At 32.2% G+C, this 25,570-nt stretch carries 23 protein-coding genes; 12 read left to right on the forward strand and 11 right to left on the reverse strand.

Annotated features, from left to right (window positions below; translation table 11 throughout):
* Positions 1–6: 6 nt before the first annotated feature.
* Together ribB and B4H69_RS02655 are read left to right on the forward strand one after the other, a co-directional pair.
* Entirely contained in the window at positions 7–1,131 is a 1,125-nt protein-coding gene (ribB, locus tag B4H69_RS02650; protein ID WP_180905198.1) for a 3,4-dihydroxy-2-butanone-4-phosphate synthase, read from the forward strand.
* Between the two features lie 107 nt (positions 1,132–1,238).
* Entirely contained in the window at positions 1,239–2,552 is a 1,314-nt protein-coding gene (locus B4H69_RS02655) for an Ig-like domain-containing protein (protein WP_180905199.1), read from the forward strand.
* Between the two features lie 57 nt (positions 2,553–2,609).
* Here the strand turns inward: B4H69_RS02655 and B4H69_RS02660 are convergent, their stop codons facing one another.
* From B4H69_RS02660 to rpsA, 3 genes are all read right to left on the reverse strand, one after another.
* A complete protein-coding gene (locus B4H69_RS02660) occupies positions 2,610–3,617 on the reverse strand; it encodes an EamA family transporter (RefSeq protein WP_280062089.1) in 1,008 nt (335 codons plus the stop codon).
* Positions 3,618–3,631: 14 nt separating this feature from the next.
* Positions 3,632–4,108 (reverse strand): Lrp/AsnC family transcriptional regulator, encoded by a 477-nt coding sequence (locus B4H69_RS02665; RefSeq protein ID WP_038332665.1) that lies wholly within the window; start codon positions 4,106–4,108, stop codon positions 3,632–3,634.
* A 189-nt stretch (positions 4,109–4,297) separates the two neighbouring features.
* Complete coding sequence (gene rpsA, locus B4H69_RS02670) at positions 4,298–6,124, reverse strand: 30S ribosomal protein S1 (protein WP_115001847.1); 1,827 nt, start codon at positions 6,122–6,124, stop codon at positions 4,298–4,300.
* Positions 6,125–6,365: 241 nt separating this feature from the next.
* Between rpsA and B4H69_RS02675 the strand changes: the two genes are divergently transcribed.
* Complete coding sequence (locus B4H69_RS02675; RefSeq protein WP_180905202.1) at positions 6,366–7,997, forward strand: ABC1 kinase family protein; 1,632 nt, start codon at positions 6,366–6,368, stop codon at positions 7,995–7,997.
* 77 nt (positions 7,998–8,074) lie between these two features.
* On the opposite strand, the gene B4H69_RS02680 is transcribed toward B4H69_RS02675, so the two are convergent.
* Both B4H69_RS02680 and smpB read right to left on the reverse strand, forming a co-directional pair.
* Positions 8,075–9,577 (reverse strand): OmpA family protein, encoded by a 1,503-nt coding sequence (locus B4H69_RS02680; protein ID WP_180905203.1) that lies wholly within the window; start codon positions 9,575–9,577, stop codon positions 8,075–8,077.
* A 65-nt stretch (positions 9,578–9,642) separates the two neighbouring features.
* Positions 9,643–10,095, reverse strand: coding sequence for an SsrA-binding protein SmpB (gene smpB / locus B4H69_RS02685; protein ID WP_038332657.1), 453 nt, complete (start codon positions 10,093–10,095; stop codon positions 9,643–9,645).
* A 66-nt stretch (positions 10,096–10,161) separates the two neighbouring features.
* Between smpB and B4H69_RS02690 the strand changes: the two genes are divergently transcribed.
* The 5 genes from B4H69_RS02690 to B4H69_RS02710 all read left to right on the forward strand — a co-directional run bounded on the left by B4H69_RS02690 (position 10,162) and on the right by B4H69_RS02710 (position 16,200).
* Complete coding sequence (locus tag B4H69_RS02690; RefSeq protein ID WP_038332655.1) at positions 10,162–11,784, forward strand: ABC-F family ATP-binding cassette domain-containing protein; 1,623 nt, start codon at positions 10,162–10,164, stop codon at positions 11,782–11,784.
* Between the two features lie 159 nt (positions 11,785–11,943).
* Positions 11,944–12,639: a sensor histidine kinase gene (locus tag B4H69_RS02695; protein ID WP_280062093.1), complete on the forward strand. Its 696-nt coding sequence runs from the start codon at positions 11,944–11,946 to the stop codon at positions 12,637–12,639.
* A 31-nt stretch (positions 12,640–12,670) separates the two neighbouring features.
* Positions 12,671–13,330, forward strand: coding sequence for a LytR/AlgR family response regulator transcription factor (locus tag B4H69_RS02700; protein WP_280049631.1), 660 nt, complete (start codon positions 12,671–12,673; stop codon positions 13,328–13,330).
* Between the two features lie 98 nt (positions 13,331–13,428).
* On the forward strand, positions 13,429–15,705 hold the full coding sequence (locus B4H69_RS02705) for a cation:proton antiporter (RefSeq protein ID WP_280062095.1): 2,277 nt from the start codon (positions 13,429–13,431) through the stop codon (positions 15,703–15,705).
* Positions 15,706–15,735: 30 nt separating this feature from the next.
* Entirely contained in the window at positions 15,736–16,200 is a 465-nt protein-coding gene (locus B4H69_RS02710) for a hypothetical protein (RefSeq protein WP_291092636.1), read from the forward strand.
* Positions 16,201–16,402: 202 nt separating this feature from the next.
* Here B4H69_RS02710 and gyrB read toward each other — a convergent pair whose 3' ends face one another.
* The 3 genes from gyrB to B4H69_RS02725 all read right to left on the reverse strand — a co-directional run bounded on the left by gyrB (position 16,403) and on the right by B4H69_RS02725 (position 19,614).
* Positions 16,403–18,346 carry a DNA topoisomerase (ATP-hydrolyzing) subunit B gene (gyrB, locus tag B4H69_RS02715; RefSeq protein ID WP_038332647.1) on the reverse strand — a complete coding sequence of 648 codons (1,944 nt, stop codon included), beginning with the start codon at positions 18,344–18,346 and terminating at the stop codon, positions 16,403–16,405.
* Between the two features lie 188 nt (positions 18,347–18,534).
* Positions 18,535–19,161, reverse strand: a complete 627-nt coding sequence (rsmG, locus tag B4H69_RS02720; RefSeq protein ID WP_280062133.1) for a 16S rRNA (guanine(527)-N(7))-methyltransferase RsmG — start codon at positions 19,159–19,161, stop codon at positions 18,535–18,537.
* Positions 19,162–19,167: 6 nt separating this feature from the next.
* Positions 19,168–19,614: a GAF domain-containing protein gene (locus B4H69_RS02725; protein ID WP_038332644.1), complete on the reverse strand. Its 447-nt coding sequence runs from the start codon at positions 19,612–19,614 to the stop codon at positions 19,168–19,170.
* A 95-nt stretch (positions 19,615–19,709) separates the two neighbouring features.
* On the opposite strand from B4H69_RS02725, the gene xrtF reads away from it, so the two are divergent.
* Positions 19,710–20,252 carry an exosortase family protein XrtF gene (gene xrtF / locus B4H69_RS02730; protein WP_180905205.1) on the forward strand — a complete coding sequence of 181 codons (543 nt, stop codon included), beginning with the start codon at positions 19,710–19,712 and terminating at the stop codon, positions 20,250–20,252.
* A complete protein-coding gene (locus B4H69_RS02735; RefSeq protein WP_180905206.1) occupies positions 20,242–20,688 on the forward strand; it encodes an exosortase F system-associated membrane protein in 447 nt (148 codons plus the stop codon). Before xrtF ends, B4H69_RS02735 begins: the two co-directional genes overlap by 11 nt.
* Before the next feature lie 36 nt (positions 20,689–20,724).
* Here the strand turns inward: B4H69_RS02735 and B4H69_RS02740 are convergent, their stop codons facing one another.
* From B4H69_RS02740 to B4H69_RS02750, 3 genes are read right to left on the reverse strand one after another with little or no spacing between them, the layout of a single operon-like run.
* On the reverse strand, positions 20,725–21,042 hold the full coding sequence (locus tag B4H69_RS02740; protein WP_038332637.1) for a hypothetical protein: 318 nt from the start codon (positions 21,040–21,042) through the stop codon (positions 20,725–20,727).
* A 12-nt stretch (positions 21,043–21,054) separates the two neighbouring features.
* Positions 21,055–21,804 (reverse strand): 23S rRNA (guanosine(2251)-2'-O)-methyltransferase RlmB, encoded by a 750-nt coding sequence (rlmB, locus tag B4H69_RS02745; RefSeq protein ID WP_038332636.1) that lies wholly within the window; start codon positions 21,802–21,804, stop codon positions 21,055–21,057.
* Positions 21,805–21,833: 29 nt separating this feature from the next.
* The gene (locus B4H69_RS02750) at positions 21,834–22,097 is read right to left on the reverse strand and encodes a hypothetical protein (protein ID WP_038332632.1); all 264 of its coding nucleotides are present in this window, start codon (positions 22,095–22,097) and stop codon (positions 21,834–21,836) included.
* Positions 22,098–22,139: 42 nt separating this feature from the next.
* Between B4H69_RS02750 and B4H69_RS02755 the strand changes: the two genes are divergently transcribed.
* Complete coding sequence (locus B4H69_RS02755; RefSeq protein ID WP_291092640.1) at positions 22,140–22,934, forward strand: thymidylate synthase; 795 nt, start codon at positions 22,140–22,142, stop codon at positions 22,932–22,934.
* Positions 22,935–23,022: 88 nt separating this feature from the next.
* Positions 23,023–25,557, forward strand: a complete 2,535-nt coding sequence (locus B4H69_RS02760; RefSeq protein WP_291092642.1) for a M1 family metallopeptidase — start codon at positions 23,023–23,025, stop codon at positions 25,555–25,557.
* Positions 25,558–25,570 lie beyond the last annotated feature (13 nt).

Genomic DNA, 25,570 nt, shown 5'->3' on the forward strand with positions numbered 1-25,570 from the left:
AAAACAATGGAAAATAGATCATCTCAATTAAACACAATTGAAGAAGCTTTAGAAGATTTAAAACAAGGAAAAGTTATCATTGTAGTTGACGATGAAGATCGTGAAAATGAAGGAGATTTCCTATGTATCGCCGAATTTGCAACACCAGAAGTCATCAACTTTATGGTTACGCACGGACGCGGATTGGTTTGTACGCCACTTACACAACAAAGATGTAAAGCATTAGGTTTGGACCTTATGGTTGGACACAATACGGCTATTTACGAAACTAATTTTACTGTTTCTGTGGATTTACAAGGTCACGGATGTACGACAGGAATTTCGGCTTCGGATCGTTCTAAAACTATTCAAGCTTTAATTGACGAAAATACAAATCCAGATGATTTAGGAAAACCAGGACATATTTTCCCATTAATTGCAAAAGATGGTGGAGTTTTAGTTCGCATGGGACATACAGAAGCTGCTGTTGATTTGGCACGCATGGCGGGACATTATCCTGCTGGATGTATTGTCGAAATTTTAAAAGAAGATGGAGAAATGGCTCGTTTGCCAGAATTGTTAGAGATTGCGAAGAAATTTGATCTTAAAATTGTTTCGATTGAGGATTTGATTGCTTACCGATTAGAAAACGAATCATTAGTAAAACGTATCGAGCAATTTCCAGCAAAAACAAGATTCGGAGAATACGAATTAATCGCTTATCAACAAACAACAAATAATCAAGTTCACTTCGCTTTAAAAAAAGGAAAATGGACAAAAGATGATGTAGTTCCAGTTCGTGTAAAATCAACAAATAGCTATTATGATTTGTTTAGCGCTTTACAAAACGGCGAAACACCATTGTTAGAAAAAACAATGAACATCATTAATGAAGAAGAAAGAGGTGTTGTAATTTTTATTAATAACATTCAAAGTTCTGAGTTGATTGAACAAAAATTAGAGATTTTCAAAAGTTTTTCTGAAGGAAAATCAAAATCTGGTGTTTTACCAGCCGATGAAAAAGATCACGGAATTGGTTCTCAAATCATCAAAGATTTAGGCATCCAAAAAATGAATTTGATTACACGTACTTTAGAAGAACCGCATACTACACAATATGGTTTGGAAATTGTAAAATGCACTCAGTTATAAAATAAATTAAACTTTATACTAACGAAAGCAGTTCTGAAAAGAGCTGCTTTTTTTTTGTATCGTTCTGTAACCTTTTCGTTATATTGTAGTCTTATAATAAACACTATATGCGAAATAAAACGTTAGTTCTTGTACTCTTTATCATTTCAAGTATTGGATTTGGGCAAAAAACGAATTCAAAAAATATCTACATATCAGATATTGATAATTTTTGGGTCGCTTATGATAGTATTCAATCAACAAATGATTATTCTCAAAAAATAAAGTTTATCAACACTTTATACATCGACAAAGGAACAAAAGGTTTAAAAACTTTTATGAAAGTAAGAGATTATAGTGACACTATTTACGTTAAACTTATTGATAGTTATCCTAAATTTTGGAATTCAGTAAGACCAAATACACTTACCATAAAGAATAAAACAAAAGAGTTAACTAAAACTGTAAAAAAACTCAAAAAACTATATCCAGAACTAAAAGAAGGTGAAATGTATTTTACAATTGGAGGTTTACGCTCGGGTGGAACTTTATATGAAAATATGGTTTTAGTTGGTGCTGAAATTGCAACAGGAACTCCAAAAACAGATGTTTCAGAATTTGAAAATAATTGGCTAAAAAATGTTTTTGCGAAGCAATCACTTGATAATATTATTTCACTAAATATTCATGAATATGTACACACGCAACAAAAACCAAATGAAAACAACTCATTATTACATCATACATTAAAAGAAGGTTCGTGCGATTTTATTACAGAACTTGTATTAGGAGAACCAATCGAAAAACAATATATTTTTTATGGAAAACAACATTTCGATGAATTGAAAAAACAATTTAAAGAAGAGATGTTTGTAGATGATTTTTCAAATTGGTTATACAATGGAGGACAAAAGGGTAAAGCTGCTGATTTGGGATATTTTATTGGATATGAAATATGTAAATCATATTATAATCAAGCTAAAAATAAAAAACAAGCGATAAAAGATATTATAGAACTGAATTATCAAGATGAAAAAGCAGTTGAAAATTTTCTTCGAAAATCTGGTTTTTATGAAGAAGGTTTTGATAAAAATCGATTATTAAAAGAATACGAAAAAAAACAACCTTATATCGTAAAAATTGAACCTTTCGGAAATGGTTCAACAAATGTAGATTCATCTATCAAAGAATTTAGAATTACATTTTCTAAACCAATGAATCCAAAAGAATATTCAATACAATTCTCAAAAAAAGGAAAAGAGTATAGTCCTAAGATTACAAAAGCTAATTTCTATAACAATAATACTACATTCGTTTTAAGTTTGGAATTAATTCCAACTAAAGAATATGAATTTGTAATTTCAAATCGTTTCAAATCAGAAGACGGATATGCTTTAAAATTAGATAATAATGAACTAATCGTAAATTTTAAAACTAAATAAAACAAAAAAAAGCTTCTCGGGATCGAGAAGCTTTCTTATTAATAATCATCATAATATTTAATGCGCATAATGTTTACGAGAAACAAAATGCAGAATTTTCTGAACTAATTTTGTGTTTTTATAAAGATTCCAGTTCATTAATAAAACACTGAACAAAATTACTGCCAAACCGTAAATTTGCAAATGAGTTACGACATCATCTGTAAAAAAATAACTCAATGCAACGGCTACAATAGGGTTTACATACGCATATGTAGAAACTTCCACAGCTGGACGATATTGCAACAACCAAACATATGATCCGAAAGCAAGAATAGAGCCAAAAGTTGTTAAATAAGCCATTGCCAACCAATCTTCTGTCGCTACATTCGCAAAATTGAAATTAGCATATTCTCCATTGAAAATTGCAACTGTATTAAACAAAACTCCAGCAGTAATCATTTGCCAAGCCGTTTTGACCATAATGTTCAAATCTTCTTTTGGTTTCGTAACTTCTTTTTTCTGCTTTTCTGTTACATATTTTGAATACAAAGAACCTAACGTCCAAGCAATCGAACAAAAGATAAGAACAATCAACCCAATCATATTTAAGAATTGTTGATCTGCATCTGCATGCACAGTGGTTGTTTGTTCATAGAATAACATCAAAACACCAACAAAGCCTAACAGAACGCCTAAAATCGTAGGAATACTTGAAAAATTTTGTTTCCATTTCGGTTTATCTAACACAATAAACCAAATCGCTGCCGATGCTGCCATAATTGCAACAATTCCACTTGGTAAAAATTGTTCGGACCAAATAATCCCAGCCATATCAATAAACAACAACATAAACCCTGTAAACATACATTGTTTCACAATTTGTTTATCCCACAGCTTGTAACCTTTCAGCTTACAATATCCCATCAACATTGTGCTCGCCGCAATAAAGCGAAACGAACCCAAAATAAACGGACTAAAACCATGCAAAGCCTTATCTATAAAAAAATAAGTTGATCCCCAAACTACATAAACCACGAAATACGCTGCAATAATCAGCCACTTACTTGGTTGATTCCCTTTCATTCAATCTCTATTTTTTAAATCGTTGGTATAACGATATTTTGTTCTTCTTTTATTGTTTGTAAAACTATAGTTGTACGCGTAGAAGTGATTCCGCCAATTTTACTCAAATGTTTGCGCATCAATTCTACCAAACCTTCGTTATCAGAAGTTCTCACTTTGATTAGATAACCATCTTCTCCAGCAATATCATGAACCTCTAAAACTTCTGGAATTTCGGCAAGTTGTCTTCCTACTGTTTCATCACCGATAATATCTACGGTTTTGATAAACATATACGAAAGTAATTTTTGTCCAACTGCCACTGGATTTATTTTTGCGTGATAAGCCAAAATAACTTGTTTATTTTCAAGCTTTTTCACACGTTCTAATATTCCAGAAGGTGCCATTCCCAATTCTCTTGCGATATCTGCATTGTTAATGCGCGCATTATCTTGCATTAATCGCATGATTTTCAAATCGGTAGCATCTAAATTAAATTCTATTTTTTCCATTTCGACTGCAAAATTAAGACTATTTTGAATAATATTCAAAAAATATATCCAAAATCGTACGTTATTCTTGATATAATTTTAAACTATAAATTAAATTCATTTTATACTAATTAAATTTAATCATTATTCACAAAAAAAAGCTGCCCATTACTGGACAGCTTATGTTATTTAAAAATTTCGGTTAGAGAATTAGTTTCCTCCTTCTTCCATTTTCTTTTTCAATTCTGCTAATGAATCGATATCTCCTAAAGTAGAAGTTTCGATAGTGTTAGATGAATTGTTGTTGTTATTGTTAGATGATCTCTCAGCTTTAACTTCTTCCTCACGGAAAGTTGCTGTGTGAGAAACTACAACGCGACGGAATTCTTTGTTGAACTCGATAACTTTGAAAGATGTTTCTTCACCTTTTTTGATACGAGATCCGTCTTCTTTCTCTAATGTACGAGCTGGAGCGAAAGCTTCAACGTCAGCATCTTCGAATTGTACTGTAGCACCTTTGTCAAATACGTCAACTGCTTTACCTGTGTGAACTGTACCTACTGCATATTTAGCTTCGTACTGATCCCATGGGTTTTCAGTTAATTGTTTGTGACCTAAAGATAAACGACGAGCTTCTACGTCTAATTCTAACACTACTACGTCTAAAATATCATCAACTGCACAGAATTCTGATGGGTGTTTGATTTTCTTAGTCCAAGATAAGTCAGAGATGTAGATTAATCCGTCAACACCTTCTTCTAATTCTACGAATACACCGAAGTTAGTGAAGTTACGAACTTTACCTTTGTGAGTAGAACCTACTGGGTATTTAGTTGTAATATCTGTCCAAGGATCTGGAGTTAATTGTTTGATACCTAAAGACATTTTTCTTTCTTCTCTATCTAAAGTTAAAACTACTGCTTCAACCTCATCACCTACTTTTACGAAATCTTGAGCAGAACGTAAGTGAGTAGACCATGACATTTCAGAAACGTGGATTAAACCTTCTACACCTGGAGCAACCTCAACGAATGCACCGTAGTCAGCTAAAACAACTACTTTTCCTTTAACTTTATCACCAACTTTGATATCAGCATCTAAAGCATCCCATGGGTGAGCCTCTAATTGTTTAATACCTAATTGGATACGAGATTTATCTTCGTCGAAATCTAAGATTACAACGTTGATTTTTTGTCCATCTTCTAAGATTTCAGATGGGTGGTTGATACGAGACCAAGATAAGTCAGTGATATGGATTAAACCGTCAACACCTCCTAAGTCTACGAATACACCGTAAGATGTGATGTTTTTAACTTCACCTTCTAATACTTGTCCTTTCTCTAATTGAGCAACGATTTCTTTTTTCTGAACTTCGATATCAGCCTCGATTAACGCTTTGTGAGAAACTACTACGTTTTTGAATTCTGGGTTGATTTTAACAACTTTGAACTCCATAGTTTTTCCTACGAATTGTTCGTAATCACGGATTGGTTTAACATCGATTTGAGAACCTGGTAAGAAAGCTTCAATTCCGAATACGTCAACGATCATACCACCTTTAGTACGAGCTTTGATGTAACCGTTAACGATTTCTTGAGAATCGTGTGCTTTGTTAACAGCATCCCATGCATTTAATGTACGAGCTTTTTTGTGAGATAAAATTAATTGTCCATTTTTATCTTCACGTTGATCAACCATTACTTCAACGATATCCCCAACTTTCAAATCTGAGTTGTAACGGAATTCGTTTAATGAAATAACACCTTCTGATTTGAAGTTGATGTCAACGATAGCTTCTTTATCTGTAATACGTACAACTTGTCCTTTAAATACTTCATTCTCATGTAAGTCTTCTAAAGTTGTATCGTACATTTGCTCTAATTCAGCTTTTTCTTTACGATCTTCTTCGTTTAATCCTGATTCGAAAGATTCCCAATCAAATGATTCTGGAGCTACGTTTGCATTAGCAGACGCATCTAATACTGGAGTGTTTAATACAACTTCTTGTACCTCCTCTTGTTTTGTTTCTTTAGACATAATTCTAAAAATTTGTATCTCAATCTATTTTATTTCGGAATCTTCAAATGCAAATAAATGACCGAGAGATGTTTAACTTAATAATTAATCGCTTGATTCCTAAACCATTTTAGCGAGTGCAAAGATAAACAATAATATTTTAATATTTGGAATAATTTTAGATTCAACTCAAAGAAATTTAAGATTTTATAAACGAATTACACTCTTGTTTATTCGTAACTTGTAATCGAATCTCAACTTTATGGATAGTCTAAAGAAAATAAAACGATTTTCTAAAATCGTAAAAGTCGTTTCGAAATATGGTTTTGAAGAAATACTTTCTCGCGGAAATGATTTGTTCCATTCTGACCAAAACAACGAATTTTTCAACCAATCATTCAATCAACGTTTCCGAATGGCTTTGGAAGAACTTGGTCCTACTTATATCAAATTTGGACAATTATTGAGTAATCGAAAAGATTTGGTTCCTGAATCTTTGGTAGAAGAATTAAAAAAATTACAAGATAATGTTCCTCCAGAAGAAATTGACATCAAACAAAAAATTAGAGACGAATTTGGAATTGAGCCTGACGAGCATTTTCTTTTTATAGAAGAACAACCTTTTGCGGCAGCAAGTATTTCGCAAGTTTATCGCGCAACTTTATTGAATGGAGAAAAAGTTGTGTTCAAAGTAAAACGATCTAATATTCAGAAAATAATTGAGTCTGATTTAGCCCTGATTCGAGATATTGTTCATTTTTTAGAAAAAAAATATGAGAAACTTCAAAAATTATTCATTTCTGAAATCGAAAAATCATTTGAAAATTCAATTCTGAAAGAACTTTCATTAACCAATGAATTTCAGAACATCGAACGTTTCAGAAAAAATTTCGAGAATAGTAAAGATGTTTATGTTCCGAAAACATATGAAGATTATTCCAACAATAATTTTCTTTGTATGGAATTTATCGAAGGTTTTAAAGTAAACGATGTTGAGCAATTAGAAGCTTTGGGACTTGATCCGAAAAAAATCGTACAGAAAGGTTTTGATATTTATTTGAAACAATTACTTGATGATGGATTTTTCCATGCTGATCCACATCCCGGAAATATTTTTATTTTAAAAGATGGACGTTTAGCTTTTATTGATTTTGGTTCGATGGGAATTCTAGCCATCAACGAAAAAGAAGCTTTAGAAAATGTTGTAATTGATTTTGGATTAAAAAATCCGAAACGCATTGTTCGTTCACTCAAAAAAATGGCGATTAAACATTATATCGAAAACGAAAAACAATTAGAACGTGATATTGCAGATATTTTTGATTATTTAGAATACAATACAGTTGATACGATAGAAGTTCAAATTATCATCAAGAAATTCAACAATATTCTACAGCGAAATCATGTTTTATTACCCGAATATGTTTATATTTTACTACGCGGAATTGCGCTTATAGAAGGAATTGGACAACAATTACACGCTGATCTTAATGTACAACGTTCGATGCGCCCTTATGCAGTAAAATTGGCTCGACAAAAATTTCATCCTAAATATTTGAGTAAAAAAGCAATTGATAATTTTAAAGATATTCAGGATTTAATCAACGATTTACCAGAAGATACCTTGAAATTAATCGAAAAAGTAAACAATGATAAATTGGCTTTAAACTTTAAGATTGATCAAATAGGTAATATTCAGAAATTAATAAAAGACAGCATTAATAAACTGGTTTTAGCGATACTTACTTTAGCTTTTGGAATTGGAGCAAGTATGTTAGCTAATACAACTGTTCGTCCTGTGATTCTAGACATGCCACTACTTTCTTGGATTGGTTATTTATTATCTATCTTTACAGCTGGATGTATTATTATATTAGTTTTTAGAAAGAAATAATAAAATTAAAATTAATAAAAATAAAATAGCCACCTCAATGAGGTGGCTATTTCTATTGTAAGCTATTCAAAGAATTATTATTTCTTTTTTGTAGCTGTTTTTTTGATAACTTTTGTTTCAGTTACTACAGCTGTTCTAGGTAATACCTCAACACGTCTGTTTCTTTGGTAACACTCTTCAGTGTTTTCAGTACATAACAATTGAGATTTTCCTAAACCACGAGCAGTTAAACGAGCTTTATCCACTCCACCTCTTTCAACTAAAATATTAACTAACGCTTGAGCACGTTTTAAAGATAATGTTTTGTTATAAGCGTCTTTACCTCTTTGGTCAGCATGTCCGTCAATGTAGAAGCTTTTTTCTTTTAAATCATCAGAATTTAAAATTTGAGCAGCTACACGTACATCTTCGTAAGAAGAAGGAACAATTTTATCAGAGTTGTATTCGAATAAAATATTAGATAAACGTTTTGCTACGTGAACTTCTGTCCATGGACATCCATTATTTTCTTTTGGTCCTTTTACTGTTGGACAAGCATCATCTTTATCTGGAATACCATCTCCATCTGTATCTGGACAACCTTGGAATTCAGCTAAACCATATTCGTTTGGACAAGCATCATCTTTATCAAAGATTCCATCACCATCTGTATCTGGCCAAGGACATCCATTATTTTCTACTGGACCTGCAACTGTAGGACAAGCATCATCTTTATCTGGAACACCATCACCATCTGTATCTGGACAACCTTGGAATTCAGCTAAACCAAATTCTGTTGGACAAGCATCATCTTTATCAAAGATTCCATCACCATCTGTATCTGGACATCCGTTTGTAGATGGATCATTTGTAGCGATACCTGGAGTATCTGGACATGCATCTTCGTCATCAGGAATACCATCACCATCTCTATCTTGTTTTCCGAAACGGAAAGTAACACCTACTGTGTGTTGGAAGAAATCGAAATAATTGTTTCCTCCGTAAGCTGGTAACCAGTTGTAATCAGAAGCAACGTTTAAACCAAAGTTTTTAGTAAACCATAAGTTAAATCCAGCACCTAAAGAAGCTACAAAGTGATTTTTCTCTAAATCTTCAACTTCTGTTAATTGGTAAGTTTCATTTCCATCACCATTACCATAGTAAGCTGTTAATGGAAATTGTAATCCTGTGTAGTCGTATCTGTGGTAACCAGCACCTACACGGATATATGGATCAAACCAAGAATCTTCTTTTAAGATATAACCATTAGCTAACTTATAACGTAAACCTAAACCAGCATTGATGAATAATTCATCTTTGATACGTAATCTGTTGTTATCAACTTCACCTACTGAAGCAGTTAAATCAACATCAAAAGATCTGTTTAAGTTACGGATGATAGATAATTTAGATAAAGGAGGAACGATATCCCAATTATCTGTTTTGAAATACTGGTTGAATGGTCCAGTCACTGAGTTGTGATCAACTGCGTGAGCACCAACTGTAATTGCCCAAGGATTCTTAGAATTCTGAGCATCTACAAAAGAATTACCCGCTAGGAATAATACTACTGCAGATAATAATAGATTAAACTTTTTCATTATCAAATATTTAGCGTTTTAAATATATTAAATTTTACTTAATTTTATACAATTATAAGACAAATTTAAGAATTCTTTATCATTCTATCCAAATCTCTTTTCAAATCTTTTCCTTTTATTGTGTTTCTTTTGTCAAAAAGTTTCTTCCCTTTTGCCAAATATATCTTCAATTTTGCCAACCCTTTATTGTTTATAAATAGCGTGGTTGCTACAATCGTTAATCCAGTCTCTTTCGTTTTGCGTTCTAATTTTCTCAACTCAGATTTTTGTAATAAAAGTTTTCTGTCTCGTCTAGTTTTATGATTAAAGTATGTTCCCCAATCATATTCGTCAATAAACATATTAACAATATAGAGTTCTCCATCCTTCATTTGACAAAAACTTTCAGTAATCGAAGCTTTTCCCATTCGGATAGATTTTATTTCAGTCCCAAATAATTGGATGCCGGCTTCGTAAGAATCTAATAATTCATACTCAAACCTTGCACGTTTATTCTTAATCGTAACTTCTTTCTGCACTTTATTTTATTCCAATTAAAATTTGTAACTTTGCCGGAAGGTCAAACAAACATCATACCAAAAATTATGTTAAATGTTTCTAATTTATCGCTTCAATTCGGCAAGCGTGTACTTTTCGACGAAGTTAATATAAAATTTACAAATGGCAACTGTTACGGGATAATTGGTGCCAATGGAGCAGGAAAATCTACTTTCTTAAAAATATTATCAGGTGAAATCGATCCAACTTCAGGACAAGTTAGTCTTGAAAAAGGAAAACGTATGTCTGTCTTAGAACAGAATCACTTCAAATATGACGAATATACAGTATTGGATACTGTTTTACGTGGAAATAAAGTATTATACGATATTAAAGAACGTATGGATGCTTTATATGCTAAACCAGATTTTTCTGAAGAAGATGGTATCAAAGCAGGAGAATTAGGTGTCGTTTATGAAGAAATGAACGGATGGAATGCAGAATCTGATGCTGCTACATTATTATCTAATGTAGGAATCGATTCGGATATGCATTATACGTTAATGGGAGATTTAGATAATAAAGCAAAAGTTCGTATTTTGATTGCGCAAGCTTTATTTGGAAATCCTGACGTGTTAATCTTAGATGAGCCTACCAACGAATTGGACGTTAATACAATTCAATGGTTAGAGGATTTCTTAGGTAATTTCGAGAATACTGTAATCGTTGTATCGCACGACCGTCACTTCTTAGACGCGGTTTGTACGCATATTTGTGATTTAGATTTCTCTAAATTAAACCTATATTCTGGTAACTACACATTCTGGTACGAATCTTCTCAGTTAGCTGCAAAACAACGTGCTCAACAGAATAAAAAAGCAGAGGAAAAGAAAAAGGAATTACAAGATTTCATTGCTCGTTTCTCTTCTAACGTTGCCAAAGCAAAACAAACGACTTCTCGTAAGAAAATGATCGAGAAATTAAATATCGAAGATATCAAACCTTCTTCTCGTCGATATCCCGCACTTATCTGGGAACAATCGCGTGAGGCTGGTGATCAAATCTTAGAAGTAAACAATTTATCTGCTTCTGTAGATGGAGAAGTTTTATTTAAAGATGCGAACATCAACTTGAAAAAAGGTGATAAAATTGGTATTTTCTCTCGCAACTCGAAAGCGGTTTCTCAATTTTTTGAGATTCTTTCAGGAAAAGCTCAGCCAGATTCTGGAGATTTTACTTGGGGAATTACAACAACACAAGCATATTTACCTTTAGATAATACAGATTTCTTCAAAGAAGATATCAACTTGGTTGATTGGTTACGTCAATATACAGAATCAGATGATGAACGTCACGAAGAATTTATGCGTGGTTTCTTAGGAAAAATGTTATTCTCAGGAGACGAAGCACTTAAAAAATCTTCTGTTTTATCAGGAGGTGAAAAAATGCGTTGTATGTTCTCTCGTATGATGTTATTACGCGCAAACGTATTATTGTTAGACGAACCAACAGGTCACTTAGACTTAGAATCGATTACAGCATTAAATAACTCTTTGGTTAATTTCAAAGGAACAATTTTAATGGGTTCTCATGACCACGAATTGATTCAAACAACTTGTAACCGTATTATCGAGTTAACTCCAAATGGAATCATCGATCGTTATATGACATATGATGAATTCTTAGATGATCCAAAAGTAAAAGAATTAAAAGCAAAATATTACGCTTAATAATTTCTTTCACAATATTTCTAAAAATCCAGAAGGTTCTACTTTCTGGATTTTTTTATTCACAAAATATTCTATCTTTGAGTTAGAATTTTTCGCATGATTCAACTTCCTACCATATTACTTTATCTCATTATTGCTTTGATTATTTTTCTAATCATTATGATTACATATTTAATCCATTCATTAAAATCTGAGAAAAAAATAAGCCAAGAACAAACGCAACGTTTAGACAATTTATCAACAAAAGTTGATGAGTTAAAATTAGAATCTTACGAAGCGAAACTGAATCCTCATTTATTCAAAAATATACTTAATTCTATTCAATCAAATGCGTATCAAACCTATTATACGATTGATAAATTGGCAAATGTGTTGGATTATATTCTGTACGAAAGCAAAGACAATTTTGTGACGATAAAAGATGAAATAGATTTCACTAAAAACTTTATTGAAATTAATAAAGTAAAAGTTTCGCCTTTGTTTGATTTTCAAGTTAAAACAAAAATTGATGAAACTTCACCTTATTATCAAGAAAAAATTATCTTACCTTTATTAAGTATTGATTTTATTGAAAATGCTTTCAAACACACCGATTTCCAACAAGCCAATTCATTTATAAAAATTTTGCTTGAACTGAATAATAAATCATTTCAAATTCAGGTAATGAATAAAATCTCTCCAAAAAATAGTTTGAAAAAAGAAACTGGTGGACATGGAAGTCAATCCTTAGAACATCGCTTGAAAATGGTTTACGGCGACGATTTTTCACTTTCTAAAACTATTGAACAAGATATTTTTGTAGCCAACTTAAAAATAAATCTACATGAGTTTTATACTAAAATGCATACTAATTGACGACGAAATTCTTGGGTTAAAGTACCTAAAAATGTTGTGTGAACAAATGGAGGATATAGAAGTTGTGAAAGCTTATGTTGATCCTGAATTATTCATTAACGAAATTGAAAATTTAGATTTTGACTTTTGTATTTTAGACATCGAAATGCCTAAAATAAATGGTTTACAAATCGCTAATTTATTAAAAGAAAAACCGTTTATTTTTTCTACTGCTTATAAGGAATATGCTGTTGACGCTTTTGATTTAGATGCGACAGATTATATTCAAAAACCAATCAAAAAAGAGCGTTTACAACAAGCTGTTGACAAAGTAAAAAAACGTTTGCAAAATAGTTTTTCGACACCAAATAATTTTGTGCAATTAAACTCGGATAAAGGAAAAATTTTGTTGCAGTTTAATCAAATTTTGTACATTACAACTTCTACCGTTGACAGCCGTGATAAAGTGGTTTATTATCAAGATTTATCATTCTTGATTTTGAAAAATATCACACTCGATGCATTGTCAGAAATGTTACCCGAAAAAGATTTTGTCCGCATCAATAAACGAGAAATAATCAGCTTACATCACATCAAATATTTCCACTCAGACAACGTTACTTTAGATGTTTTATCAAAAGAAAATAAAGAAATCAATTTGGTATTAAGCGAAGTTTACAAAGCTAATTTTATTGCTCAAATTTCAATTTGATTACAAAAAAAATCCATTTCATTACATTTTACTCGAGTTTAAAAAATATTGATATTTTTCTGTAAATTAATTTCTGACTTTTGTTGAAAATTAACGCCATGAAAAAATCGACAAGAAATTCAATTTTTTATATCGTAACCATTCTACTTTGTTCAATCATGATGTATTTTATTGTGATAAGAGCAGAAGAAATGGAAGCAGGAAAACATGTTGTACAAGCTGCAAACGGAAGCAATTACTTCAATGATTTCATCAACAGTATTACGCATAATATTGGACATCCGCTTGCTATTTTATTAGCACAAATTGTGACCATTATATTTACCGCAAGGGTTTTTGGATGGATTTTTAATAAAATTGGACAACCAACTGTAATTGGAGAAATTATTGCAGGTATTTTCCTTGGTCCTTCTTTTATAGGAATGCATTTCCCAGAATTTTTCGGAGATCTTTTTCCAAAAGAATCGTTAGGAAACTTAGAATTTATCAGTCAAATCGGTTTGATCCTATTCATGTATGTTATCGGGATGGAATTAGACCTGAAAGTGCTAAAGAAAAATGCACAAGACGCCATAGTTATCAGTCATGCAAGTATCATTATTCCATTTACACTTGGTTTGGCTTTGGCTGGATTAATTTATATGGAATTCGCACCAGAAGGAATTAACTTTTTATCATTTGCCCTTTTTATCGGTATTTCGATGAGTATTACAGCTTTTCCCGTTTTGGCTCGTATTGTACAAGAACGCGGAATTAGTAAAACTCGCTTAGGTTCTATTGTAATTACTTGCGCTGCTGCCGACGATATCACAGCTTGGTGTTTATTAGCTGCGGTTATCGCCATCGTAAAAGCCGGTTCATTCATCAGTTCAATCTACGTGATTTTACTGGCAATTATTTACGTTATCGCAATGGTTCGTTTCGTTCGCCCTTTTCTAAAGCGCATTGCAGACGTACATTCGAGCAAAACAACGCTTACAAAACCTATCATAGGAATCTTTTTCTTGGTCTTAATTATTTCTTCATATTTAAGCGAAATCATTGGAATTCATGCATTATTTGGAGCTTTTTTAGCTGGAACAATTATGCCTGAAAATGTAAAATTCAGAAACTTATTTATCGAAAAAATAGAAGATGTTTCATTGGTTTTATTACTTCCTTTGTTCTTCGTTTTCACAGGTTTAAGAACACAAATTGGATTGTTAGATACGCCACATTTATGGCAAACAGCAGGATTGATTATTTTGGTAGCTGTAACTGGAAAATTTGTTGGAAGTGCAGTCGCCGCAAAGTTTGTAGGACAAAATTGGAAAGATAGTTTGACCATCGGTGCTTTGATGAATACACGAGGTTTGATGGAATTAGTCGTGTTAAACATTGGATATGATTTAGGAGTTTTAACACCAGAAGTTTTCGCTATGATGGTGATAATGGCTTTGGTCACAACTTTTATGACAGGTCCAGCTTTGGATTTAATCAATTGGATTTTCCGCAAACAAAAAACAGAAAATGAACTTTCTGAAATTAGTCAAAGTCAGAAATATAAAATTTTAATTGATTTTCAAACACCCGAAAAAGGTGCTGAATTATTGCGAATAGCTAATAGCTTTATCAAAAAACAAGACGAAAATTCACTTGTTTCTGCAATTCATGTGATGAAAAGTAGCGAAGTGCAACATTTCAATCTTGAGGATAGAGAAGCAGAAATTTTCGAACCGATTATTGAGGTTTCCGAAGAGTTGCATCAAGATGTAACAACCATGTTCAAAGTGTCTACAGATATGGTTTTCGACACCGTTGATGTTGCGCAAAAAGGTGATTACGATTTGATGTTAATGGGTGTAAGAAATTCTATTTATTCAGGTTCGTTGTTAGGAAATATTTTAGGATTTACGACAAAAATTATCGATCCAGATATTTTGATTGGTCAAGTTACTGGAAAAGAAAACATGTTTGATCATTCAATTTTCAACGAAAGAACGAAACAATTATTGAACAAATCAACAGTTCCTGTTGGAATTGTTTTGGACAAAAATTTTACTAAAGCAGAAAAAGTTTTTCTACCTCTTTTCGGGAATAAAGATGCCGATTTACTGAAATATGCTCAACGATTAATCTCGAATAGCGAATCGCAAATTATTATTGTAGATGTAAGCGGTTACACAAAACGTCATTCAGAAGTAAAAGAAATTATTCGTAGTATCGAAAATATTGCTCCAAATCATATTAGTCTTTCGTACAAACAACAACTGGATAAAGAGTTTTTGGATGAAATGGATTTGATGATGATTAGTATGGAAAGTTGGAAAAACCTTATCGAAACAAAAAGCATTTGGATTTCCAATGTTCCAACAACTTTGATTATTTCGGAGTAGAATATATATTTGTTGAAAATTTAACTAAACATGAAAAAAATAGTTATCATTTTCTTTATAATTATATCATCAAATTTAATTGCACAAAAAACTGAAGCATATAATAGTTTTATTAAAGAATTAAAAAAGGATTCTAAAATCGATAAGAATGATAAAACTGTTTACAATCTTCTCAACAACTTTTATGACGAGATGCTACAATCTGACGCAGGTGGTATAAAGCCTGAAACACTTAAGAAAATTACCGATTTTTATGCGAATAAAGATTCAAAGAACAAACAAATTTTGGATATGTTTATAGCATATCAAAATAATATAAGTGATGCTGTTGCTAATGGAAGTATACCTGATTCAAAATTTCAATTAGAGTTAATAAATGATTTACAAGAAGAAATTAAAAACACCTATAGTGACATTCCTGTTATTGTATTAATTTATAATATTGAAGCTTTAAGCTTAGATAACCAATCAAAAGAATCTGCAAATTTAATTTAATCAAGTCTTAAAAGTTTTCCAAATTCTATACCTTTAAAAGTCTATAAATACTTATCATCAAAAGATGAGAAAATAAAAAATGACTTAGTTAAAAATCATTCTGAGCATTGGATGGTTCAACAATTTGGGATAAAATAAAATACAACAAAAAAAATCCAGCTGAAAAGCTGGATTTTTTGTTATTATAAATTTCTAAAACTGATTAAACATCAATTTTTGCATAATGTGCATTCTTCTCGATAAATTCACGACGAGGCGGTACATCATCACCCATCAACATAGAGAACACGCGATCTGCTTCTGTAGCATTGTCAATCGTTACTTTACGCAACGTTCTGTGCTCTGGATTAAGAGTTGTATCCCATAATTGCTCTGCGTTCATTTCCCCAAGACCTTTGTATCGTTGAATTGTAACTCCTTTACCAGAACCATCTGTAGAAAATTCTGCAGTTAAACGTTCACGATCTTTTTCATCCCAAGCATATTCTGCTTTCGCTCCTTTTTTGATTAAATATAAAGGTGGCGTTGCAATATAAATATGTCCTTGCTCAATCAATTCTTTCATGTAACGGAAGAAGAATGTCAAAATTAATGTCGCGATGTGAGAACCGTCGACATCGGCATCGGTCATAATCACAACTTTATGATAACGCAATTTCGAAATATTAAGCGCTTTCGAATCTTCTTCAGTTCCAATTGTTACACCTAAAGCTGTATATATATTTTTAATCTCTTCGTTATCCAAAACTTTGTGCGCCATCGCTTTTTCAACATTTAAGATTTTACCACGTAATGGTAAAATTGCTTGAAAATGACGATCACGACCTTGTTTTGCCGTTCCTCCGGCAGAATCTCCCTCGACTAAGAATAACTCAGACTCTTCTGGTTTACGAGAAGAACAATCCGCTAATTTTCCTGGCAATCCACTTCCTCCCATTGGGTTTTTGCGTTGTACCATTTCACGAGCTTTCTTCGCTGCCTGACGAGCTTTTGCTGCTAAAATTACTTTATCAACAATTTGTTTTGCTTCTGTTGGATTTTCTTCTAAGAAATTCGTTAACATTTCTGCTACGATTTTATCAACCGCAGGAGAAACTTCAGAGTTTCCTAATTTCGTTTTCGTTTGTCCTTCAAATTGAGGCTCCATTACTTTTACCGAAATTACCGCTGTTAATCCTTCACGGAAATCATCACCAACGATTTCAACTTTTTCTTTTGCAAGATTAAAGTTTTCTTCTGCATATTTTTTCAATGTACGTGTCAACGCACGACGGAAACCAGATAAATGTGTTCCACCTTCATGTGTATTGATATTATTTACATACGAATGTACATTTTCGTTATACGATGTATTGTATCGCATTGCAACCTCAACTGGAATTCCATCACGTTCTCCTTCCATAAAGATTACTTTGTCCATGATAGATTCGCGGCTACCATCAATAAACTCAACAAATTCTTTTAATCCTTCTTCAGAATGAAAAGTTTCTGTAACAGGATTTCCTTCAGCATCTTTTTCGCGTTCATCAACCAATACAATATTGATTCCTTTGTTCAAGAAAGCTAACTCACGCAAACGATTTGCTAAAGTAGAATAGTTATATGTTTGTACTTCTTGGAAAATTGTATCATCTGGCGTAAAAGTTACTGTTGTACCACTTTTATCAGTCGTTCCAACTTCTTTTACATCGTACAAAGGTTTCCCTTTCGAATATTCCTGAATATATTGTTTTCCGTTCTTGAAAACTTCTGCCGATAAATGGTTAGAAAGTGCATTAACACACGAAACTCCAACACCGTGCAAACCTCCAGAAACTTTGTACGTATCTTTATCAAACTTACCACCTGCACCAATTTTCGTCATTACAACTTCTAATGCAGATTTTCCTTCTTTTTTATGTAAGTCGACAGGAATACCACGTCCGTTATCTTCGACACGAATCGAGTTTCCTTCTAAAATTGTTACCTTGATTGTATCACAGTATCCTGCTAAAGCTTCATCAATAGAGTTATCAACAACCTCGTAAACTAAATGGTGTAATCCTCTAACTCCGACGTCTCCAATGTACATCGATGGACGAAGACGTACGTGCTCCATTCCTTCTAACGCTTGGATATTATCCGCCGTATATGTGTTATTACTCATAATATGTCTCTAACTTTTTAAAACAAACAAATATAGTCAATTTTGACGAGAAAACCTCTTAAAAAGAACTTAAAGTATTGGATAAAATAACGTTTTAAAGATTCATTTTTTGGATTAATTCAATAATTGTTAAAATAAAAAACCGAAATCGAATTGACTTCGGTTTTCAAGTATATAATTTCTATAAACTAAATATCTTTCTTTTCTAAGTAAACGACTTTTTTCGTTTCGAAAAAATCTTCGTCAAAAAAGTTTTGAATATCAAATAAAACTGCATTCGGAAAACCTGCTAATTCTTCTGTCAAATCGCCTCCTTTTAGGTACAACAAACCATTTGGAAAAGGATTAATCCCTTCTTTTTTGAATTTTCCACGAATCCATTCCGCAAATCTTGGCATCGCAGTTACCGCACGAGAAACAACAAAATCGTATTTATCTGTTAACTCTTCGGCACGCTTTTGTTCCGCTTTTACATTCGTCAAACCTAAACCATCAGCCACACCTTTTACAACCTTGATTTTTTTCCCGATAGAATCTACCAAATGAAACTGAACATTCGGAAACAAAATTGCCAACGGAATTCCTGGTAAACCTCCTCCAGTTCCTACATCAAGAACAGAAGAACCGTCTGTAAACTCCATCACTTTTGCAATCGCTAACGAATGTAAAATATGATTCGTATAAATTTCGTCGATATCTTTTCGAGAAACAACATTGATTTGATCGTTCCATTCTTTGTACAAATCACCAACTTTCGAAAATTGCTCAATTTGTTTTTCCGTTAAGTCAGGAAAATATTTTAAAATTAAATCAATCATTGCTTAAATAATTTCTGAAACTCGCTGACAAACGTAATCTAACAACTTTGTATCGTCTTCTGTAAACGGATTAATTTTGTGCGAATCGATATCAATTTGACCAATATTTTCTCCATTTTTGAAAATTGGAACAACAATTTCAGCTTTCGTTTCTATTGAACAAGCCAAATAATTATCTTGTGCATAAACGTCTGGCACAACAAAAGTTTCGTTAGATTCTGCCACTTGCCCACAAATTCCTTTACCATAAGGAATTATTGTATGATCGGTAGCTGCACCAACATAAGGTCCAAGTTTTAGTTCATTTTTATCTCCATTCTTGAAATAAAATCCCACCCAATTATAGTATTCAACTTCGTCACTCAACAATTGACAAATCTTTTGTAATCTATCTTCCGTAGAAATTGCGCTATCAATTATGACATCCACGCGTTTATGTAAATCTTGCATTTTGTTACTTCTAAAAAAGCAAATTTATTGATTAATCATAACTTAATCAAAAGTTGACGTTTTTCATTTATATTTGTTCAAGATTTTTTAACCAAATGAAAGAATTTAAACCTTTATTGTTATTCCTTGCACGTTTTTTAGGAACTTACATTATTTTAAGTTTAGCTTATAAATTGTATTTGGATCAATATTTACCGCACAATACCCCTGATCCATTTACAAAATTAACATCTGATGTAACAGCTTTTGGTTTGAACAAATGTGGTTTTTTTACTTTTTCTAATATTGCAGAAAACCAACCTTGGATGCGTTTGGTAATGGACGGACAAGTCGCGTCTATTGTAAATGAAGGTTGTAATGCGATTTCTATTTTGATAATTTTCATAGCGTTTATCGTTGCTTTTTACACGAATTTCAAACAAACTTTTTTGTTTATTTTGTCTGGTTTAGCAATTCTTTTTGTGATGAATATTTCGAGAATTATGTTGTTAAATTATATTTTTAGATACCACGCAGAATATGGTAAAATGGCGCACGATTATCTATTCCCTGCAATTATTTATGGTTCAATCGTGATTCTTTGGATTGTTTGGATCAAATTTTTTGTAACAAAATACAATAAGCAAAATGCTAAATAAATATTTACGTTATGCAATTGCAGTTTTACTTGTTTTTGGATTGATATTAGTCCGAAAATTTGAAGATGTTTTATTTTATGATCCTTTCATAAAATACTTTCATTTTGTTGGTCATTCAAAATTCCCAGAAATTGATTTACCAAAATTGAGCGCTAGTTTGACAGTTCGTTATCTTATCAATACATTATTAACTGTATTAATTATTTGGTTTATTTTCTGGAAAAAAATTTACGTTAAATTCTCTATCATTATCATGATTATTGGATTAATCGTTCTTTTACCAATCTATAATTATTTGATTTCGACACAATTTTCATCAGGCGAAATGATTTTCTTTTATGTGAGAAGATTTCTCATTCAGCCTATGTTTTTATTGATTTTAGTTCCTTGTTTTTATTACCAAGAAATACAATATAAAAAAACGGTCGAAAATTAATTTTCGACCGTTTTTTTATTTTATCTAATTTATATTTTACAATAAACCTGATTCATCTTTTTCTTGTTGTGCATCCAATTTTGCTTGCTCTTTTGCAGCAGCTTCTTGTGCTTTTTGTTCTGCAACTTTACGTTTTTCTTCGTTTGCAATCTCTGCATTTGCTTTATTCACCGCTTTGTATTTATAAAGCCAGCCTAAAAATCCTCCCAAAATAAATCCGATACCAGCACCTCCAGTAATTCCTACCAAAAATTCTTTATCCGAAAATAATCTCGAAATATCCAAATTCGTAAAATAATACATTGCAATACTAATCGCAATCAACAAAAATCCAATAAAAGTAGAATAGGTCATCGTTATATGTTTTTAAAATAAATCTTGTAACATTCTTTGGCGAACAGCTTCGTACAAAATCGCTCCAGCCGCAACCGAAACATTCAATGAAGCAGTTTGTCCAGCCATAGGCAATTTAATAATTTTATCCGAAATTTTAATAATAGAATCCGAAACACCATCTTCCTCACTTCCCATCACAATAGCTGCAGGAACAGAGAAATCTGCATCATAAATAAATTCTGCTGATTTTTCAGAAGCACTAAAAATTGAGATTCCAGCCGATTGTAAATATTTAATAACATTCACTAAATTTCCTTCTTTACAAACCGGAATATTATACAACGCCCCTGTCGAAGTTTTGATCGCATCTGCATTTACAGAAGCCGAACCTTTTGCTGGAATAATAATCGCGTCAACACCAACACATTCTGCTGTACGAGCGATCGCACCAAAATTACGAACATCAGAAACACGATCTAAAATCAAAATAAAAGGCGTTTTTCCTTGTTCCCAAATTTGAGGTAATACATTTTCGATTGAATCAAATTCGATTGGAGAAACGAATGCGTAAACACCTTGATGATTTTTTCCAGTAAAACGATTTAGTTTTTCTAAAGGCACATAACTTACAGGAATTTCATATTCAGTGATTAATTTTCTCAATTCTGAAAAAATTTCTCCTTGTAAACCTTTTTGAATAAAAATTTTGTCGATTGTTTTCCCTGCTTCAATCGCTTCTATTACTGGTCTTAAACCAAAAATTCCTGCTTCGTTTTTCATAAGTGCAAAGATAAAAAAATTATACGTAACTATTTACCAATCCTTCTTCTCAATTGTTGCAAATAATTTGGAAAGCTCATATACAACATGCAACCAATGACAATTAGCGAAATCATTGAGATTAAATTTAGTTTGAGATGAATGATTTTTGACACAAAAACAACCACCAAAACAACATTAAATAAGGTTTGAAAATAAAAATGTTGCGCAATTTTTCGTCCAAAATCTGATTTGCTATATGAAGCAAAAAACATAAAAAGCACTAAAATTGTAAGAATTAAACTAATTTTCATTCTAAAAAATTTACTAAATTTGAAAGGTTAAATATACTCAAAATGCAACAATATCACGATTTATGTAAAAAGGTTTTGGCAGAAGGCGCTTTTAAAGAAGACAGAACAGGAACGGGAACGAAAAGTATTTTTGGTTACCAAATGCGTTTCGATTTGTCGGAAGGCTTCCCTTTGGTGACGACTAAAAAATTACATTTAAAATCGATTATCTACGAATTGTTGTGGTTTTTGAAAGGTGATACAAATATCAAATATTTAACAGATAACGGCGTTAGAATTTGGAACGAATGGGCCGATCAAAATGGTGATTTAGGTCCTGTTTATGGACATCAATGGCGTTCATGGGGAAAACCAAATGGAGAAGTTGTTGACCAAATTAAAGTTGCGATTGATCAAATAAAAAATAATCCAGATTCGCGTAGAATAATAGTTTCTGCTTGGAATGTTGGTGAATTAGATCAAATGGCTTTAGCGCCTTGTCACGCATTTTTTCAGTTTTATGTGAATGATGGAAAATTATCGTTGCAATTGTACCAACGTAGTGCAGATATTTTCTTAGGTGTTCCATTCAATATTGCGTCGTACGCATTATTACAGATGATGGTTGCGCAAGTTTGTGAGTTAGAAGTTGGCAATTTTGTTCATACGTTTGGAGATGCGCACATTTACAAAAATCATTTCGAACAAGTTGAATTACAATTAACGCGCGAACCTTTTCCATTACCAACAATGAAAATCAATCCGAATGTAAAAGACATTTTTGATTTTACATACGAAGATTTCGAATTAGAAAATTATCAAGCTCATCCGCATATAAAAGGAATTGTAGCGGTTTAATCATAAAATACACTTAAAGTCTCCAAATTGGAGGCTTTTTTTGTAACTTTTCGAAAAAATTATCAACCAATAGAAATAAAATTTTACAATGAAAAAACGCATTCTTTGGCTTTCATCAGCCTTTATTATATCAAGTCTTACTTATGCGCAAGTAATGACGCCACCACCGAGTTACAACGAAAACCAAACGAATAAATTAGATATTTATCGTGCGGAAGCAGAACGAATCAACAATCTTGTTCATACCAAATTAGATCTTAAATTTGATTATGCAAAAGAGCACGTTTTAGGTGAAGCTTGGATTACGTTGAAACCACATTTTTATGCAACAAACAAAGTTACATTAGACGCAAAAGCAATGTTGATTAGCGAAGTTGCTTTGGTAAATGGTGCAACAAAAAGGAAATTAAATTATAAATATGATGATTTACAATTAGTCATCGATTTGGATAAAGAATACAAAAAAGATCAAGAATATACACTTTACATCAAGTATACAGCGCGTCCAAACGAAGTAAAACAAGAAGGAAGTGCGGCCATAAACGATGCAAAAGGTGTTTATTTTATCAATGCAAAAGGTGAACGACCAAATTATCCAACTCAAATTTGGACACAAGGCGAAACTGAATCTTCTTCTTGTTGGTTCCCGACAATTGATAAAACGAATCAAAAAACTTCACAAGAAATCACGTTAACATATCCTGATAAATATGTTTCATTATCAAATGGAACAATGAAATCTTCGAAGAAAAATTCGGACGGAACAAAAACTGATTATTGGAAATTTGATAAAAAACATGCGCCATATTTATTCTTTTTCGGGATTGGAGATTACGCAGTCATCAATGATAAATGGAAAAATATCAATGTTGATTATTACGTAGAACCAGAATATAAAGATGTTGCAAAGCAAATTTTTGGTAATACACCAGAAATGATTCAGTTCTTTTCTGATAGATTAAACTATCCTTATCCTTGGGATAAATATGCACAAATGACGGCTCGCGAATATGTTTCTGGAGCTATGGAAAATACAACAGCTTCTTTATTTCATGATGGTGTTCAGCAAAAAGCTGGTCAATTAGTCGATGAAAACACTGCTGAATATGTTATTGCGCACGAATTATTTCACCATTGGTTTGGAGATTTAGTTACGGCTGAAAGTTGGGGAAATTTAACAGTGAATGAATCGTTTGCTAATTATTCTGAATATTTATGGTTTGAATATAAATACGGAAAAGAGAAAGCGGATGAGCATCGTTACAACGAAATGTTTGGTTATAAACAAGGCGATGGACCAACGAAAAATTTGGTTCGAGTTCATTACAATTCTCGCGAAGACATGTTTGATGGTGTTTCGTACAACAAAGGTGGAATTATCTTACATATGTTGAGAAACTTCTTAGGAGATGATGCTTTCTTCAAAGGTTTGAACAAATATTTGAAAGATAATGAATACGGAAAAGCTGAATCTGCTCAATTACGATTGGCTTTGGAAGAAGTTTCTGGTCGTGACTTAAATTGGTTTTTCAATCAATGGTATTACGAAAATGGTCATCCAAAATTAACAGTTGTTTCAGATTATTCTTCAGCAAATAAAAAAATAAAAGTTGTTGTTCGTCAAGATGCTTCAAAATTATTTGAATTTCCTTTTGCGATTGATATTGTCGAAAATGGAAAAACAACGCGTCAACAAGTTTGGGTTCCAAAACAAGCCGAAACTGTTTTCGAATTTGCAGCAAACCAAAAACCTGATGTCGTTATTCCAAATGCGGATCAAGTTTTATTAGCAGATATCGACGATAAAAAACCTGTTGAAGATTTTATTGCGCAATACAAAGCTGGAAAAGGAAATTACACGACACGTTTATTAGCGATTGAAGCAATGGCAAATGCGCAAGCAACTAATCCAAAAGCGGCTGATGCCTTGGTTAATGCTTTAGATGATTCATTTGATGGATTAAGAATTTATGCGATTCATAAATTGGACACAAAATCAAAAACGATTGTTGATAAAGCTTCATCAAAATTAAAACAATTGGCTTCTAATAATCCTAAAACATTGGTTCAAGCGGCTGCTTTAAGTGCTTTGAATGATGCCAATATTTATGATGTAGCAATTTTCGAGAAAGCTTCAAAAAGCCCTTCATTTAGTGTTCAAGGAGCCTCGTTAACTGGAATCTTAAAAAATAATCCTTCAAAAATTAATGATTTAACAACTAATCTTGATAATGAAGTGATTAAAGGTTCACCAGATTTAGCAATGGCATTAGTTCCGACTTGGATCAAAAATAATCAATTGGATAAAGCTGCTTTAATTTCGGAATCTGCTGCGATGTATGAATTCGTAAAATTCCAAGATCCAGAAAAAGGAAAAATTGCTGAACAAGCTTTCAATTGGATTATGAACAATGACACACCAGATGCAACGGCTGAAATTGCTAAAACATATTCGCGTTATTATCCATATTTGAAAGAACAAAATCCACAAGCAGGACAAGCTGTGAAAATGATGGCTGAAAAAGCATTGCAAGTAAAAACGAATGCTGCAAAAACAATTAAATCAGCAACTATTGCAAAACAAGTGGAGCAATTACAAGATGCTATAAATAAAATGAAATAATTCACTAAAATTA

It is taken from the genome of Empedobacter sp. UBA6745 (genome assembly GCF_002453775.1).
Lineage (GTDB): Bacteria > Bacteroidota > Bacteroidia > Flavobacteriales > Weeksellaceae > Empedobacter > Empedobacter falsenii_C.

Coding starts and splice junctions, on each gene's coding strand:
- B4H69_RS02760 (WP_291092642.1), top strand. CDS start 23,023: ATGAAAAAACGCATTCTTTGGCTTTCATCAGCCTTTATTATATCAAGT.
- B4H69_RS02740 (WP_038332637.1), bottom strand. CDS start 21,042: ATGACCTATTCTACTTTTATTGGATTTTTGTTGATTGCGATTAGTATT.
- B4H69_RS02690 (WP_038332655.1), top strand. CDS start 10,162: ATGTTAAATGTTTCTAATTTATCGCTTCAATTCGGCAAGCGTGTACTT.
- B4H69_RS02700 (WP_280049631.1), top strand. CDS start 12,671: ATGTTGTGTGAACAAATGGAGGATATAGAAGTTGTGAAAGCTTATGTT.
- B4H69_RS02675 (WP_180905202.1), top strand. CDS start 6,366: ATGGATAGTCTAAAGAAAATAAAACGATTTTCTAAAATCGTAAAAGTC.
- B4H69_RS02750 (WP_038332632.1), bottom strand. CDS start 22,097: ATGAAAATTAGTTTAATTCTTACAATTTTAGTGCTTTTTATGTTTTTT.
- B4H69_RS02705 (WP_280062095.1), top strand. CDS start 13,429: ATGAAAAAATCGACAAGAAATTCAATTTTTTATATCGTAACCATTCTA.
- B4H69_RS02660 (WP_280062089.1), bottom strand. CDS start 3,617: ATGAAAGGGAATCAACCAAGTAAGTGGCTGATTATTGCAGCGTATTTC.
- B4H69_RS02755 (WP_291092640.1), top strand. CDS start 22,140: ATGCAACAATATCACGATTTATGTAAAAAGGTTTTGGCAGAAGGCGCT.
- gyrB (WP_038332647.1), bottom strand. CDS start 18,346: ATGAGTAATAACACATATACGGCGGATAATATCCAAGCGTTAGAAGGA.
- xrtF (WP_180905205.1), top strand. CDS start 19,710: ATGAAAGAATTTAAACCTTTATTGTTATTCCTTGCACGTTTTTTAGGA.
- rlmB (WP_038332636.1), bottom strand. CDS start 21,804: ATGAAAAACGAAGCAGGAATTTTTGGTTTAAGACCAGTAATAGAAGCG.
- B4H69_RS02710 (WP_291092636.1), top strand. CDS start 15,736: ATGAAAAAAATAGTTATCATTTTCTTTATAATTATATCATCAAATTTA.
- B4H69_RS02695 (WP_280062093.1), top strand. CDS start 11,944: ATGATTACATATTTAATCCATTCATTAAAATCTGAGAAAAAAATAAGC.
- B4H69_RS02680 (WP_180905203.1), bottom strand. CDS start 9,577: ATGAAAAAGTTTAATCTATTATTATCTGCAGTAGTATTATTCCTAGCG.
- B4H69_RS02725 (WP_038332644.1), bottom strand. CDS start 19,614: ATGCAAGATTTACATAAACGCGTGGATGTCATAATTGATAGCGCAATT.
- rpsA (WP_115001847.1), bottom strand. CDS start 6,124: ATGTCTAAAGAAACAAAACAAGAGGAGGTACAAGAAGTTGTATTAAAC.
- ribB (WP_180905198.1), top strand. CDS start 7: ATGGAAAATAGATCATCTCAATTAAACACAATTGAAGAAGCTTTAGAA.
- B4H69_RS02655 (WP_180905199.1), top strand. CDS start 1,239: ATGCGAAATAAAACGTTAGTTCTTGTACTCTTTATCATTTCAAGTATT.
- B4H69_RS02735 (WP_180905206.1), top strand. CDS start 20,242: ATGCTAAATAAATATTTACGTTATGCAATTGCAGTTTTACTTGTTTTT.
- B4H69_RS02665 (WP_038332665.1), bottom strand. CDS start 4,108: ATGGAAAAAATAGAATTTAATTTAGATGCTACCGATTTGAAAATCATG.